Genomic DNA, 14,571 nt, shown 5'->3' with positions numbered 1-14,571 from the left:
ACCCGACACTGCTCTGACAAGGCGGCGCTGATGCGAGCGATGGTGTACCGAGGGCCCTACCGGATCCGGGTCGAGGAGAAGGACATGCCTCGGATCGAGCACCCGAACGACGCCATCGTGCGGGTGACCAAGGGCGCGATCTGCGGGTCGGACCTGCACCTGTACCACGGCCTCATGCCGGACACCCGCGTCGGCCACACCTTCGGTCACGAGTTCATCGGCGTCGTCGAGAAGGTCGGGTCCTCCGTCCAGAACCTTGCCGTCGGCGACCGCGTCATGGTGCCCTTCAACGTCTTCTGCGGGTCGTGCTTCTTCTGCGCGCGGGGCCTGTACTCCAACTGCCACAACGTCAATCCCAACGCCACCGCCGTCGGTGGCATCTACGGGTACTCCCACACCACGGGCGGGTACGACGGCGGGCAGGCCGAGTACGTGCGTGTGCCGTTCGCCGACGTCGGGCCGACGATCATCCCCGAGTGGATGGACGAGGAGGACGCGGTGATGCTCACCGACGCACTCCCCACCGGGTACTTCGGGGCTCAGCTCGGTGACATCGCCCGGGGCGACACGGTGGTCGTGTTCGGCGCGGGGCCCGTGGGGCTGTTCGCTGCGAAGTCAGCGTGGCTCATGGGGGCCGGCCGGGTCATCGTCATCGACCACCTCGAGTACCGGCTCGCGAAGGCCCGCGAGTTCGCGCACGCCGAGACGTACAACTTCGTCGAGCACGACGACGTCGTCGTGCTCCTCAAGCACATCACCGGCGGGCTCGGGGCGGACGTCGCGATCGACGCCGTCGGCGCCGAGGCCGACGGGAACCTCCTGCAGCACGTCACCGCCGCCAAGCTCAAGCTCCAGGGCGGCTCGCCCGTCGCGCTCAACTGGGCCATCGACGCCGTCCGCAAGGGCGGGAACATCAGCGTCGTCGGCGCCTACGGACCGATCTTCAGCGCCGTGAAGTTCGGCGACGCCGTGAACAAGGGCCTCACGCTCCGGATGAACCAGTGCCCGGTGAAGCGGCAGTGGCCGCGCCTGTTCGAGCACATCCAGAACGGGTACCTCAAACCGAGCGAGATCATCACGCACCGCATCCCCCTCGAGCACATCGCCGAGGGATATCACATCTTCTCGTCGAAGCTCGACGAGTGCATCAAGCCGATCATCGTGGCCAGCTGAGAGGGGCGGGACACACCATGCCGTACACGCCGGACAAGCCGCCGCTGCCCGAGTCCATCGACGAGCTGCGCGCCCGCATCCCCGGGTGGGGCGCTGACCTCGACCCCGCCGACCGCCCCTCGTACCCGAAGGAGCGGTTCGACCCCGGTGCCACGGGAGCCCACTGGGACTTCCCGGATCTCCAGGAGGAGCGGTTCCCGCGCGAGCGGTCCATCGAGCACGAGATGCTCACGCCCGTGTTCGGCACCGCCCAGCCGCTCAAGGGGTTCTCCGGGGTGATCCGCCGGTACGCGTACGCGCGGTACAGCGAGGCCCGCGCCGCGCACTGGCTGCTGCTCATCGCCGCGGACCGCGTCGACGTCCTCGAAGAGACGCTGCGGTCGTTCACCACGGTCCACCCGGACAACCCCGTCGTCGAGACGGGCATCCGCAGCGAGATCAGCCACCACGGATGGCGGTCCCGGGTGGGTCAGAAGCGCACGGACCTCGTGCACCAGCCGATCGACCCGGTGCTCGTCGCCGCCCCGTGGGTCATCGGCGGGTGGTTCGCGTTCTCGGCGGTCCGGGCGCTGGCGCGACGTCGCACGTCCTAGGTCCCAGCCCCGGTCGGCGACAGTCCGCCAGGGCATGTGTTCCCACGACTGCGAGCAGACGGGTCTGGCGTCCGACACGTGGACAGCGCTGCCCGGAATTCTGGCCGTGAAGCCCTTTCGGACGCATGATGGATGCCGATGGTGGAAAGGTGATGATGAGCGACGCCCTGCACGTGACCGTCGACGGTGAGCATGCCCGTCGTGCCTTCGGCATGCTCACAGGCTTCATCGTCATGCCCGAGTCCACCGAGACGCTCTTCCGGGAGTTCGCCGAGCTCCCCATCGGCGAGCGCATCTCGCTCCTCGCGGCGACCCGCACGATGTGGCACAGCTTCGCGAAGGACGCCGCGACCCTCGGCGCCTACGACGGGTCCACCGAGGTCGCGCTCCGGGTGATCCGTGAGCAGACCGACCGGGACTACGCGGCGGTCCTGCCGTCAGCGGTGCGCATGGCGAACCTGCTCGACGACGCCCTGTGCCTGCGCGGGCTCGCCTTCATCTCCGGTTCCCTCGTCGAGGAGATCGACAAGGAACCGTCTCAGGCGCTCGGCGCCCTCGGGTACTTCCTCCGGGCCTCCGGCATCGCGATCTGCGCCTGCGCGTCGCAGCGGTCGGTCACCGTCGAGGACCTGCTGGCCGCCATCGGCCACCAGCTCGCCTTCGCTGCCTGACTGCCCTGCGTCACCGGACGCTGCCGAGCACCTGCTCGGCCATCGGCACCAGCACGTCGACCGGGAACGGGTCTGTCCCGACCTCCTCGACGTCCCATCCCACACCCACGACGGTGTATCCAGGACCGTCCGTCACCTCGAGATGCTTGAACTGGTCCGCTCCGAAGACGTTCGGGGCGTCCACCCACCACACTGCGAGGTCGCCCAACCCGTCGAGCCGCTCAACGGACCCGTCCTCCACGAGGCCGACCAAGGTGGTGTTGACCGCCTTGCTCTCGGCCGGCGCGAGCTCCTGCCCGAGGACCGTGACGAGCCCTCGTCCGCTGGTCCACAGGCAGAAGTCCCCGCCCGCGGCCCGGGCGACGGTCTGTGCGTTCACGTACTGGGCGAAGCTGGGCGCACTCGCCAGCTCCGTGTCATCGACGAACGTCAGCCCGAGGTCCGTCGCGCCACCGAAGCTCCTCTCGACGAGCGCGTCGATGCCTGGCAACGAACAGCCGGCAGCGGCCGTCGGCTCGATCGTGGGGTCCGGATCGGGCGCGTCGGAGGGTTGCGTCGCCTCGCCCGTACCCACCTTCGCGGTCGGCTCATCGTGTCCGGCGTCGTCGCCGCATGCCGAGAGGGTGGCGACGAAGAGCAGGCCGAGCATCGTGGTCGTCCATCGCGAGCGCGACATGATCATCCTTCCGTCCCTCGGGTCTGTTGCCTGGCACAGCACGGGTCCAGCGGTCACGGTTCGTCGAGGCCAGGGATCTCGAGGTCCTGCGAACCGATGTCGCCCTGGTCGAGGGAATCCTCGTCGTCCTCGGCGATGGGCAGGCAGGGACCGAACAGGCGGACACCGAAGAGCTCCTTGTCCGCGTAGGTGAGCAACCTCATCGAGATTCCGTCCACATCCCCGCGGGCCGAAGCCCGGTCCTTCTGGTTCGTCGTCGACAACCGCCACGTTGTCTCCTCCTCAACACCATCCACGACCTCGTCGAGAACCTCGATGGAGAAGGATTCGGCATGCAGCACGGCATCGACCGAATAGCCCCACTCGGTTGCGTTGTCGTTGCAGGTATCCCAGTGCCCGTTCGCATGCTGGAACGCCAGCCCTTCTCCGGCGACGACCTCGACGACGTCCTGGGCGTGTCCCCGGACAGTCTCGCGCGAGGCGAGCGCTTCCTCGAGCGATACCGGCTCCGGCCGCACTGGCAGCAGCCCGCACCCAACCATGACGAGCAACGCCGTCAGGAGACCGGCCCCTCGGAGCCCACGGACTGCCTTCACGCCCCAGCGCCGCCGTCGCGCAGCACCGTGAGACGGCTGCCGGCTCGCCGACTCCGTGTTCATCAACCTGTCGCTCGGCACACTACGGCCTCCAGCGGTCACGATTCGTCGACGCCCGGGATCTCGAGGTCCTGCGAACCGATGTCGCCCTGGTCGAGGGAGTCTCGGTCCTCCTCAGCGATGGGCAGGCACGGACCGAACAGGCGGACACCGAAGAGCTCCTTGTCCGCGTAGGTGAGCAACCTCATCGAGATTCCGTCCACATCCCCGCGTGCCGAAGCCCGGTCCTTCTGGTTCGTCGTCGACAACCGCCACGCCGTCTCTTCCTCAACACCATCCACGACCTCGTCGAGAACCTCGATGGAGAAGGATTCGGCATGCAGCACGGCATCGGCCGAATACCTCCACTCGGTTCCGTTGTCAGTGCAGGTGGCCCAACGCCCGTTCGCATGCTGGAACTTCAGCCCTTCTCCGGCGACGGCCACGACGACGTCCTGGACGTGTCCCCGGACCGCGTCACGCGAGGAGAGCGCCTCCTCGAGCGATACCGGCTCCGGCCGCACTGGCAGTAGCCCGCACCCAACCACGACCAGCAACGCCGTCAGGAGACCGGCCCCCCGCACCCCACGGACCGTCTTCACGCCCCGCCGTCTCACAGCTCTACGTCCGGCGGTAGCTCATCCCATGCCGTCGTCTTGGCCCCGGAACGACGGACCGCGCGGGCGTACTCGCCGAGGACCACCATCCGAGCCACCTTTGTCATCGACCGCGAGCGCCCCAGGTGCAACCACCGGGAGGCAGACGACGCGCTGACGCGCCCCGGCGAAAACTACCAGACCTGCAGGAAGCAGGTCATCGCGGACGGAGCGGCAACGGCTCCCCCAGCACCACGTGCCCTACTCGACAGGCTCGACGCCGAGCTCGCCGAGGAGCGTGACGATGCGCGACCGGATCTCGTCGCGGATCGGGCGGACCGCCTCGAGGCCCTGGCCGGCCGGGTCCTCGAGCGCCCAGTCCTCGTAGCGCTTGCCGGGGAAGATCGGGCAGACGTCGCCGCAGCCCATGGTGATGACGACGTCGGACGCCCGGACGGCCTCGCTCGTGAGGACCTTCGGCACCTCGGTGCGGATGTCGATGCCGACCTCGAGCATCGCCTCGACCGCGGTCGGGTTGATCTCGTCGGCCGGCATGGAGCCGGCCGAACGCACCTCGACGGCGCCGCCGGACAGCACGCGGAGGAACCCCGCGGCCATCTGGGAGCGGCCGGCGTTGTGGACGCAGACGAACAGCGCGCTCGGCGTCTGCAGCTCGGTGGTGGGGATCGAGGTCATGACGGCTCCTGGGTGAGTGCGGGTATCGCGGTGGCGGTCGGCAGGTCGGGTGCTGGTTCGGCGAGCGGGTCGACGCCGAACCAGCGCCGACCGAGCCAGAGCGAGACGTAGACGAGCCCGACGAGGACGGGGACCTCGATGAGCGGCCCGACGACGCCGGCGAGGGCCTGACCGGACGTCGCCCCGAACGTGCCGATGGCGACGGCGATCGCGAGCTCGAAGTTGTTGCCCGCTGCCGTGAAGGCGAGCGTCGTCGAACGGGCGTACCCGAGGCCGAGCGTCTTGCCGGTGACGATCCCGACGCCCCACATGACCGCGAAGTACACGAGGAGCGGGAGGGCGATGCGCACGACGTCGAGCGGGTTGGACGTGACGGCCTCGCCCTGCAGGGCGAACAGCAGGACGATCGTGAAGAGCAGACCGTAGAGCGCCCACGGCCCGATCCCCGGCACGAACCGCTCCTCGTACCAGGCGCGCCCCTTGGCGCGCTCCCCCACGTACCGCGACGCGAACCCGGCGAGCAGCGGGACGCCGAGGAAGACGAGGACGTTGAGGGCGATCTGCCCGACGGAGACGTCAAGCCCTTGGGTGTCGAGCCCGAGCCAGCCGGGCAGGACGGTGAGGTAGAAGTAGCCGAGCAGCGAGAACGCGACGACCTGGAAGACGGAGTTGATCGCGACGAGGACCGCAGCGGCCTCACGGTCCCCGCAGGCGAGGTCGTTCCAGATGACGACCATCGCGATGCACCGGGCCAGCCCGACGACGATGAGCCCCGTGCGGTACTCGGGCAGGTCGGCGAGGAAGATCCACGCGAGGGCGAACATCAACGCCGGACCGACGACCCAGTTGAGCACGAGCGAGCTGACGAGCAGGCGCCTGTCCCCGGCGACCGCGGCCACCTTGTCGTAGCGGACCTTGGCCAGGACGGGGTACATCATGACGAGCAGCCCGATCCCGATGGGGACGGAGATGCCGCCGATCTCGAGGTGGCCGAGGAGGTCGGCAAGTGCGGGGACGAAGCGTCCGAGCACGAGCCCGACGACCATCGCAGCCCCGATCCAGACGGGCAGCCACCGGTCGAGGGTCGACAGGCGCGCCGCAGCCGCGGGCGTGGCTGGGCCAGGGTGGGTGCTCACAGTGACTCCGGTGCTGGGCCGAGCAGCTGACGCCCGAGCTCGTCGAGCCGCTGCGGGACGACGGAGTAGTAGGACCACGTCCCGCGGCGCTCCCGGGTGAGCAGGCCGGCGTCGACGAGGATCTTGAGGTGGTGGCTCACCGTGGCCTGGCTCAGACCCACCGGAGCGGTGAGGTCGCAGACGCAGGCGGTGCCGCCGTCCGCGGCGGACACCAGCGCGAGGAGGCGCAGACGTGTGGCGTCCCCCAGCGCCCGGTACCCGGCGGCGATCCGCTCCGCCTCGCTGGCGTCGAGGGAGTCGCGGATCGCGGGAGCGCAGCACCGGGTGGTCACGAGCGGGATCGTCATGTCATGATCCTCGCATAGATCGGAAATTTTCGATCCAGCAGTTCTCGAGTCGCAGGAGCACCATGAACCAGCCCGCTGGCACGCTGCCGGTCCTCGTCGTCGGAGCAGGTCCGGTCGGCCTCGCCGCCGCCGCCCACCTCCTTGAGCGTGGGCTCGAGCCCCTCGTCGTGGAGCAGGCCCAGGACGCCGCTGCGGCCGTCTCCGCCTGGGGTCACGTCCGCCTCTTCTCACCCTGGCGGTACGACGTCGACGCCGCCGCGCGCCGCCTGCTCGAGCCCACGGGCTGGGGTGCGCCGGATCCCGACGCGCTGCCGACAGGGGCGGAGCTCGTGGAGCGCTACCTCGCGCCGCTCGCCGCCACGCCGCAGATCGCCGCCAGGCTGCGCACCGGCGCGCGCGTCGTCGGCATCACGCGCGACGGCGCGGACAAGACACGCAGCCTCGGCCGCGACCGGGCGCCCTACCGCGTGCGGATCGTCGAGGACGGACAGGTCACGGACGTCCTCGCCCGCGCCGTGATCGACGCCTCCGGCACCTGGGGGACACCGAACCCGCTGGGCGGCGGCGGGCTGCCCGCGCTCGGCGAGGACACGCTCGGAAGCAGCCTCGCCGGCCCGCTGCCCGACGTCCTCGGTGCCGACCGTGACAACTTCGCCGGACACCACACCCTCGTCGTCGGCATGGGGCACTCCGCCGCCAACACGGTGCTCGCACTCCTCGAGCTGACCGACAGCGCACCGACCACCCGGATCACCTGGGCGATCCGGGGCGGGTCCGCCCGCCGGCTCTTCGGCGGCGGCGCGGCCGACGAGCTCCCCGCCCGCGGGCTCCTCGGGACCCGCCTCAAGGAGGCGGTGGAGTCCGGCCTCGTCACCCTCGTCACGCGCGTGTCGCTCGAGCGGCTCGCGCCCGAGGGCGACGACATCCGGGTGCTCGGCCGGACCCGGGACGACGTCCTCGACCTCACGGTCCACCGGATCGTCAACGCGACCGGGTTCCGTCCGGACCTCGACGTCCTGCGCGAGGTCCGGGTCGACCTCGACCCGGCGCTGGAGTGCCCGCGCGGGCTCGCCGAGCTCATCGACCCGGACGCGCACTCGTGCGGCACTGTCCCCCCGCACGGCGAGGCGCTCCTCGCCCACCCGGACGCCGGCTTCTACATCGTCGGCATGAAGAGCTACGGCCGCGCCCCGACGTTCCTCCTCGCCACCGGCTACGAGCAGGTGCGCTCCATCGCCGCGGCCCTGGCCGGCGACCGCGCGTCCGCCGACGCCGTCGAGCTCGACCTGCCGACGACGGGAGTCTGCTCGACGGACGTCGTTGCCGACGACAGCGCGGCCGACGACAGCGCCGAGAACGGCGCAGCGTCGTGCTGCGGCGGTCCCGCCGAACCCGAGCTCGTGACCATCGGCGCCCCGGGCGCCGGCATCCCGCTCGGGTTCGCGACCGGCGTCGCGCACGGCCGGTCCGGGGACACCGCATAGGCGCCCGGGCGACCGCGCGACCAGGTCAGGACGCGTCGAGCAGCGGGTAGTCCGTGTAGCCCTCGGCGCCCGGTCCGTAGACCGTCGCCTGGACGAGCTCGTTGAGCTCGCGACCCTCACGCCAGCGGCGGACGAGGTCCGGGTTGGCGATGACGGGCCGCCCGACGGCGACCGCGTCCGCGTGCCCCTCGGCCACAAGGGCGATCGCCTCGTCGCGTGTCGTGACGACACCGAACCCGGAGTTGGCGACGAAGGGCCCACCGAAGCGTGCGCGGAGGTCCTGGACGAGCGGGCCCGTCGGCTCGCGGTGCAGCACGCTGAGATAGGCCAGGCCGAGAGGCGCGAGCTCCTCGAGGAGGTACCCGTAGGTGGCGGCGACGTCGGCAAGGTCGGTCTCGAGCGCGCCCTGGATGTTGTGCTCCGGGGAGATGCGCAGGCCGACGCGGTCCGCGCCGATCTCCGCGGCCACGGCGCGGACCGTCTCGATGACGAACCGCGCGCGGTTCTCCGGGGACCCGCCGTAGGAGTCGTCGCGCACGTTCGAGGTGGGGGCGAGGAACTCGTGCAGCAGGTAGCCGTTGGCACCGTGGAGCTCGACGCCGTCGAACCCGGCCTCGATCGCGTTGCGGGAGCCGCTGACGAACTCCTGCGTGACACCGGCGAGCTCCTCGGTGGTGAGCGCGTGCGGGACCGGCAGCCGCTCCTTGCCGAGCGGCGTGTGCGTCTCGCCGTCGATCGCGAGGGCGCTCGGTGCGACGACGGGCCGGCCACCGTTGATGCTCGGGTGCGACACGCGCCCGGCGTGCATGACCTGCGCGACGATGCGGCCACCCGCGGCGTGCACGGCATCCGTCACGCGGCGCCACCCCGCGAGCTGCTCGGGGGTGACGAGCCCCGGCTGCCCGACGAAGCCCTGCCCGGCGGACGACGGGTACGTGCCCTCGCTGATGATGAGCCCCACGGAGGCGCGCTGCGCGTAGTGCTCGACGACGATGTCCCCGGGGACGCCGTCGCTGCCCGAGCGGGTGCGGGTGAGCGGAGCCATGACGACCCGGTTGGCGAGCTGGAGCGAGCCGAGGGTGGTGGGCTCGAAGAGGTCGGTCATGGTGGCAGTCCGTTCGTCGTAGGTGCAGAGCGACGCGGATGCTGGTGAGCGACCGGCGCCTCCGGCATCAACCACCCGCCGCGGCACGTTGTTCCGGCCGGCACACCGCACCCACCGCCGACCGACGCGTCCGTCGGCTTGTCGGTAGCGTGGCTCGCACGGACAGGCGCTCACCGAGGAGGATCATGGACCGGCTCGAGACGTACAGCCGCGACGGACTCACGTTCGACGTCACCGACTCCGGACCGCTCGACGGCCCGGTGATCGTCCTCCTTCATGGCTTCCCCGCGAACCGCGGGTCGTGGTCCGGGGTCGCTGCCCTGCTCAACGACGCCGGCTACCGCACCCTCGCTCCGGACCAGCGCGGCTACTCCCCCGGCGCCATGCCGCACGCACGCGGCGCCTACCGGATCGCGGAGCTCGTGCGCGACACCCTCGCCCTCATCGACGCCTCCGGAGCCGAGAAGGTGCACGTCGTGGGTCACGACTGGGGAGGGTTCGTCGCATGGCAGCTCGCGCTCGTCGCCCCGCAACGGCTCGACCGACTGACCGTCGCCTCCACGCCGCACCCCGGGGCCTTCCGCGCAGCCATGCTGTCCTCCGACCAGCCCCTGCGGTCCACCTACATGGCGTTCTTCCAGCTGCCCGTCCTGCCGGAGCGGTGGCTGGACGCGCACATGGTGGAGTGGCTCGACTCCAGCGGGCTCCCGCAGGACGTGGCCGAGGACTACGCCGCGACCATGAGCAGGCCGGGCGCCCTCACCGCGGCCCTCAACTGGTACCGCGGCGCGTTCCTGCCCGGGGGCGCGAGAATGGACCCGGTGGACGCGCGCGTGCGGGTCCCCACGGCGTACGTGTGGGGACGCAGGGACGTCGCGCTCGGCCGCCGGGCGGCGGAGCTCACCCGCGACTTCGTGCGCGCACCCTACTCGTTCGTCGAGCTCGTCGAGGAGGGCCACTGGCTCCCCGAGCTCGCGCCGCGGGAGCTCGCCCGCGAGATCCTTGCCGACCTCACCCCGGGGTCCCGCGCTCGGTGAGTGCGCCGAGCAACGACTCGGCGACCTCTCTGCGCGAGACGTTCCGGCTCGAGGACGCAGACTCGAAGATCACGCGCGCCTCGGGCTCCGAGCAGCCGTTGGACGCCATGATCACCCCGACGACGTGCTCGACGAAGAGGTCCTCGCGAAGGCGTGAGAGCCCGGCGCCCTCGTCCGCGGGCAGCTCGAGGTGCAGCTGCAGCGCGGCCGCCAGTGCTGCGAGCTGGGCGTAGCCGTCCGCAGCCAGCAGGAGCGCCGGGCCCCACGGGTCCCGCGCACGCGAGTAGAGGTTGAGCGCCAGCGCGGTCCCGGCGCCGGCGCTCGCGGGCACGACGACCACGGACCGGAAGCCCTCGCGGAGCGCCTGCTGGGACCATGCCGTCCACCGGATCTCCTCGGCGAGGTCGGGGACCAGCTGCGCGCACAGGCTCTCCGTGGCGTCGATGCACGGCCCGATGCTCTCGCGCGCCTCCACCTGGCCACAGCGCCGGGAGCGCCCGTCGCTGCTGGCGGCCTGCACGGTCACCCCGCGCCTGCGGAGCGTCACGCTCGCTTCGACCTCCGCCGTGAGCACCATCGAGGCGCGGGTGGCGAACTGGTCGAGGTAGTGCCGGTTCGTCATGGTCGGACCTTCCCGACTGTCCCCTGGGTCCCCTGGTCTGCCGCCGGTCCTGCCCTGTGGGGTCCTCGGCACCGGCCGCCTGTCCTTTCACAGTACGTCCCCGTCGCGGGTCGGTCCTGCGCTCGTTGCCAGTTCCGTCGCGCCCGTGCGACGGTGGTGGGAGCCCCTCGAGGGGCGCCCGGACGAGGGAGCCGTACCCGGACAGCGACAAGACGGCCAGGCGGAGGCGATTCGTATGGCCTGGGCGGTTCTGGTGGTGTCCGGTGTGCTCGAGGCGGTCTGGGCGACGGCCCTGAGCAGGTCGGAGGGACTCAGCCGGCTCGCACCGTCGGTCCTGTTCGGTGTCGCGCTCGTCATGAGCATGGCGGGCCTCGCCTACGCGATGCGCGACCTTCCCGTCGGGACGGCGTACGCGGTGTGGGTGGGCATCGGCGCCGTCCTCACGGTCGCGTACGCGATGGCGACGGGCGCCGAGACGGTGTCGCTCGTCAAGGTGCTGCTCCTGCTGGGGATCGTCGGCTGCGTCATCGGCCTCAAGGTGCTGCACTGACCTTCGGTGACCTCTTGCCGCGGTCCAGGTACGCGCGTAACGTACAACCATACGGTTGCACATAACCGGCGGCGAGGAGGGACGATGACCACGGACACGGCCGTCGTGGACGCCGTCTTCGGCGCCCTTGCCGACGCCACCCGGCGCGACATCGTCAGCCGCGTGCTCACCCACGAGGCGTCCGTCTCCGAGCTGGCCCAGCACTACGACATGTCGTTCGCCGCCGTGCAGAAGCACGTGGCCGTCCTGCACCGGGCCCACCTCGTCACCAAGGTGCGCCGCGGCCGCCAGCAGATCGTCCGCGGGGACCTCACCCAGGTCCGGGCAGCCGGACGGTTGCTCGACGAGTACGAGGAGCTCTGGCGGGGCCGGGTCGAGCGCATGGAGGACGTCCTCCGGTCGTCGACCGGCACGGCGTCCGGAAGGACCACCCCGGACGGAGCGCCACCGGTCAGCAGTCCGGTCAGCAGTCCACCGAGCAGTCCATCGAGCAGCACCACCACCTGAGGAGCTCGTCATGCCTGTCACCAGCACCAGCAAGGACCCGGAAGCGCTCACCCTCACGTTCGTCTCGGAGCTCCCCGCGCCGCCGTCGCGGGTCTGGGAGCTGTGGTCCGACCCGCGCCAGCTCGAGCAGTGGTGGGGCCCGCCCGCCTGGCCCGCGACCTTCACCGAGCACGCGCTCGTCGACGGCGGGACGATGAAATATCACATGACCGGGCCCGGGGGTGAGCAGTCGCACGGCTGGTGGTCGGTGCTCGGGGTCGACGAGCCGCGCACCTTCCGCTTCACGGACGGGTTCGCCGACGACGAGGGAGATCCGAGCACCGCGATGCCCGTGACCTGGGCCGACGTGCGCCTCGACGAGACCCCGGACGGGACCCGGATGACCATCACCTCGCACTTCGAGACCCTCGAACAGCTGGAGCAGCTCGCCCAGATGGGCATGGTCGAGGGCATGGCGTCGGCGCTCGACCAGATCGACGGGATCCTCGCGACGAACTGATCGCGCCGCCCGGGACCTCCGGGCCGCGCCGCCGCCCGGCGTCGTGACAGCATGAACCTATGGCGCCGCACCCGCACCACCTGTTCCCCGGGACACAGTTCATCAGCACCATCCTCGAGGCCCTCGAGACGAAGACGACGCTCTCCGGGGAGCTCGCCCGTCGCTACCTCCAGCGCGCCGCGATGGCGGGGATCCTCATCGGCATCCTCTACGCGACGAACTACGCGGTCATCGCGGCGTTCGACGCCGTGGACGTCGGCGACAGCACGCTGCGCCCGCTCGGACGGATCGCCGGAGCCATCGTGTTCGGGTGGGCCCTCGTGTTCATCTACTACTCGAAGTCCGAGCTGCTCACGTCGAACATGATGATCGTGTCGATCGGCGCGTACTACCGGCGGACCACCTGGGTGAAGGCGCTGCGACTGCTGGGCCTGTGCTTCGTCGGCAACACCCTCGGCGGGGCACTCATCGCCGTGTTCGTGAAGTTCAGCACGCTCGTCGACGGGCCCGCCATGGTGGAGATGCAGGCGTCGGTCGACCACAAGCTCGAGTTCGTCACCGCCGGCGCGACCGGCTGGAGCGACCTGCTCGTCCGCGCGATCCTGTGCAACTTCATGATCAACATGGCGATGCTGCTCGTGTACAACGGCCTCATCAAGGACGACCTCACGAAGAGCCTCGTCATGATCGTCGCCGTGTTCATCTTCGCGTTCCTCGGCCTCGAGCACTCCGTCGCGAACACCGTGCTGTTCATCATCGTCGGCCTGAGCGACGGCGTCGACGTCGGGCTCGCAGCCGCGAACGTGGGCATCGCCCTGCTCGGCAACCTCATCGGCGGCGGAGTCCTCATCGGCCTGTACTACGCGTACGTCAACGACGGCGCCCGGTACCTCACGCGCCAGCCGCCGACCGACGCCTAGGCGGCGGGGGGCGCCGTCGTGTCACGCACGACGAGCTCGATCGCCAGGTCGATGCGCGAGTTCGCGGGCGTCGTGCCCTCGGCGAGGTCGAACACCATCCGCGCCGCGGTGGACGCCATCTGCTCCAGCGGCTGGCGCACCGTGGTGAGCGCCGGGGCGATCCACGAGACGATCGGGAGGTCGTCGTACCCGACGACCGAGAGGTCCTCGGGGATCCGCAGGCCGAGCTCGCGCGCCGCGCGCAGCACCCCGAGCGCCTGGTAGTCGCTCCCGGCGAAGATGCCGGTCGGTCGGTCCGTGCGGGACAGCAGCTCCATGCCGTGCTCGTAGCCCCCTCCGACGTTGAAGTCCCCGTAGCGGACGAACGTCGGGTCCACCGGGATCCCTGCGTGGTCGAGCGCACTGCGGTACCCGTCGATCCGGGCACGGCTGCACAGGACGTCGGGCGGACCGGAGATCACGGCCACCCGGCGGTGCCCGAGCTCGATGAGGTGCCGTGTCGCCGCGAGGCCACCGCTCCAGTTGGCGGACCCGACGGCCGGGACGCCGACCGGCGGCTCACCGGCGGTGTCCACGACGACGCACGGGATGGACCGGGACTCGAGCTGACGGCTCTGGTCCGGGTCGAGCTCCGCCATGACGAGGATGATGCCGAGAGGCCGGCGGGCGAGCACGTCGTCGAGCCACTCCTGGCGCGGCCGGTGGGCGCCGCCGAGCTCGGAGAGGACGACCCCGACGCGGGCGGGGCCGGCGACGGCCTCGACACCGCGGATGATCTCCGCGGCCCAGGCGGCGTTGTGGTCGTGGAAGACGAGATCGATGAGACGCGGGCGGGTCGCGGACCAGCTGCGTCGTGGCCGGTAACCGTGGCGGGCGATCGACTCCTCGACCTTGGCCCGGGTGTCGGACGAGACGTCGCGGCGGCCGTTGAGAACCTTCGAGACCGTCGGCACCGAGACGCCCACCTCCCGAGCGATCTCCGCGATCGTCGCGCGTGGCGTGTCCGTCGTCATCGTGGTCCTGCTTTCCGTCAGTACCAGGCGCTGCGCGCCCGCGGATCGTTCATCGTTGAACGCCCTTCCCCTCTGGTAACGATATAGCAACTATCGAGACGAGTGGGCGTGCCGACGCACCGAGATCCGCACGAAACCAAGGAATCCGCGCGGACAGAACGCACTTGACCGGACATGAAAACGTTGTCTACTCTCGGTCACATATCGACACCGAGGTCGATATCTTGCGACCACGACGCAGTGGTGGAGGACGACAGATGGAACGACACGCACAGTCGTGGAGCGCCACCGGAGCACCGGCGGGGGTGTCC

Annotated in this window: 18 protein-coding genes and 1 riboswitch; of the genes, 9 read left to right on the top strand and 9 right to left on the bottom strand. The window is 70.6% G+C overall.

What is annotated here, in order from left to right:
- Positions 1-30: 30 nt before the first annotated feature.
- From AC2AXK_RS04055 to AC2AXK_RS04045, 3 genes are all read left to right on the top strand, one after another.
- The gene (locus AC2AXK_RS04055; RefSeq protein WP_484344053.1) at positions 31-1,173 is read left to right on the top strand and encodes a zinc-dependent alcohol dehydrogenase; all 1,143 of its coding nucleotides are present in this window, start codon (positions 31-33) and stop codon (positions 1,171-1,173) included.
- A gap of 17 nt (positions 1,174-1,190) precedes the next feature.
- Positions 1,191-1,766, top strand: coding sequence for a hypothetical protein (locus tag AC2AXK_RS04050; RefSeq protein WP_484344052.1), 576 nt, complete (start codon positions 1,191-1,193; stop codon positions 1,764-1,766).
- A gap of 155 nt (positions 1,767-1,921) precedes the next feature.
- Positions 1,922-2,437: a hypothetical protein gene (locus AC2AXK_RS04045; protein WP_484344051.1), complete on the top strand. Its 516-nt coding sequence runs from the start codon at positions 1,922-1,924 to the stop codon at positions 2,435-2,437.
- Between the two features lie 10 nt (positions 2,438-2,447).
- Here the strand turns inward: AC2AXK_RS04045 and AC2AXK_RS04040 are convergent, their stop codons facing one another.
- The 6 genes from AC2AXK_RS04040 to AC2AXK_RS04015 form a co-directional block, all read right to left on the bottom strand.
- Positions 2,448-3,113 (bottom strand): hypothetical protein, encoded by a 666-nt coding sequence (locus AC2AXK_RS04040; RefSeq protein WP_484344050.1) that lies wholly within the window; start codon positions 3,111-3,113, stop codon positions 2,448-2,450.
- Between the two features lie 53 nt (positions 3,114-3,166).
- Positions 3,167-3,709 (bottom strand): hypothetical protein, encoded by a 543-nt coding sequence (locus tag AC2AXK_RS04035; RefSeq protein WP_484344049.1) that lies wholly within the window; start codon positions 3,707-3,709, stop codon positions 3,167-3,169.
- Between the two features lie 98 nt (positions 3,710-3,807).
- Entirely contained in the window at positions 3,808-4,350 is a 543-nt protein-coding gene (locus AC2AXK_RS04030; protein ID WP_484344048.1) for a hypothetical protein, read from the bottom strand.
- A gap of 255 nt (positions 4,351-4,605) precedes the next feature.
- Positions 4,606-5,040 (bottom strand): arsenate reductase ArsC, encoded by a 435-nt coding sequence (locus AC2AXK_RS04025; RefSeq protein WP_484344047.1) that lies wholly within the window; start codon positions 5,038-5,040, stop codon positions 4,606-4,608.
- Positions 5,037-6,176 (bottom strand): ACR3 family arsenite efflux transporter, encoded by a 1,140-nt coding sequence (gene arsB, locus AC2AXK_RS04020; protein ID WP_484344046.1) that lies wholly within the window; start codon positions 6,174-6,176, stop codon positions 5,037-5,039. Before arsB ends, AC2AXK_RS04025 begins: the two co-directional genes overlap by 4 nt.
- Positions 6,173-6,523 carry an ArsR/SmtB family transcription factor gene (locus tag AC2AXK_RS04015; protein ID WP_484344045.1) on the bottom strand — a complete coding sequence of 117 codons (351 nt, stop codon included), beginning with the start codon at positions 6,521-6,523 and terminating at the stop codon, positions 6,173-6,175. The genes arsB and AC2AXK_RS04015 overlap by 4 nt, the downstream gene beginning before the upstream one ends.
- 62 nt (positions 6,524-6,585) lie before the next feature.
- Between AC2AXK_RS04015 and AC2AXK_RS04010 the strand changes: the two genes are divergently transcribed.
- Positions 6,586-8,007: an FAD-dependent oxidoreductase gene (locus AC2AXK_RS04010; RefSeq protein ID WP_484344044.1), complete on the top strand. Its 1,422-nt coding sequence runs from the start codon at positions 6,586-6,588 to the stop codon at positions 8,005-8,007.
- Between the two features lie 25 nt (positions 8,008-8,032).
- Here AC2AXK_RS04010 and AC2AXK_RS04005 read toward each other — a convergent pair whose 3' ends face one another.
- Positions 8,033-9,112 (bottom strand): alkene reductase, encoded by a 1,080-nt coding sequence (locus AC2AXK_RS04005; protein ID WP_484344043.1) that lies wholly within the window; start codon positions 9,110-9,112, stop codon positions 8,033-8,035.
- A 185-nt stretch (positions 9,113-9,297) separates the two neighbouring features.
- On the opposite strand from AC2AXK_RS04005, the gene AC2AXK_RS04000 reads away from it, so the two are divergent.
- A complete protein-coding gene (locus AC2AXK_RS04000; RefSeq protein ID WP_484344042.1) occupies positions 9,298-10,149 on the top strand; it encodes an alpha/beta fold hydrolase in 852 nt (283 codons plus the stop codon).
- Here AC2AXK_RS04000 and AC2AXK_RS03995 read toward each other — a convergent pair.
- Positions 10,124-10,771, bottom strand: coding sequence for an ANTAR domain-containing protein (locus AC2AXK_RS03995; RefSeq protein WP_484344041.1), 648 nt, complete (start codon positions 10,769-10,771; stop codon positions 10,124-10,126). The two genes, AC2AXK_RS04000 and AC2AXK_RS03995, sit on opposite strands and share 26 nt — an antisense overlap.
- A 157-nt stretch (positions 10,772-10,928) precedes the next feature.
- Positions 10,929-10,992, top strand: a riboswitch (guanidine-III (ykkC-III) riboswitch).
- A 14-nt stretch (positions 10,993-11,006) separates the two neighbouring features.
- Here AC2AXK_RS03995 and AC2AXK_RS03990 point away from each other — a divergent pair.
- The 4 genes from AC2AXK_RS03990 (at position 11,007) to AC2AXK_RS03975 (ending at position 13,247) form a co-directional block, all read left to right on the top strand.
- The gene (locus tag AC2AXK_RS03990) at positions 11,007-11,321 is read left to right on the top strand and encodes a DMT family transporter (RefSeq protein ID WP_484344040.1); all 315 of its coding nucleotides are present in this window, start codon (positions 11,007-11,009) and stop codon (positions 11,319-11,321) included.
- Positions 11,322-11,405: 84 nt separating this feature from the next.
- A complete protein-coding gene (locus AC2AXK_RS03985) occupies positions 11,406-11,828 on the top strand; it encodes an ArsR/SmtB family transcription factor (protein ID WP_484344039.1) in 423 nt (140 codons plus the stop codon).
- Positions 11,829-11,838: 10 nt separating this feature from the next.
- Positions 11,839-12,327, top strand: a complete 489-nt coding sequence (locus AC2AXK_RS03980) for an SRPBCC family protein (protein ID WP_484344038.1) — start codon at positions 11,839-11,841, stop codon at positions 12,325-12,327.
- A 59-nt stretch (positions 12,328-12,386) separates the two neighbouring features.
- Positions 12,387-13,247 carry a formate/nitrite transporter family protein gene (locus AC2AXK_RS03975; protein WP_484344037.1) on the top strand — a complete coding sequence of 287 codons (861 nt, stop codon included), beginning with the start codon at positions 12,387-12,389 and terminating at the stop codon, positions 13,245-13,247.
- Here the strand turns inward: AC2AXK_RS03975 and AC2AXK_RS03970 are convergent.
- Entirely contained in the window at positions 13,244-14,260 is a 1,017-nt protein-coding gene (locus AC2AXK_RS03970) for a LacI family DNA-binding transcriptional regulator (protein ID WP_484344036.1), read from the bottom strand. The genes AC2AXK_RS03975 and AC2AXK_RS03970 overlap by 4 nt on opposite strands.
- Positions 14,261-14,571: the final 311 nt, after the last annotated feature.

The organism is Sanguibacter sp. Z6_81 (genome assembly GCF_057180625.1).
This window is presented reverse-complemented; position numbering and strand designations above follow the sequence as displayed.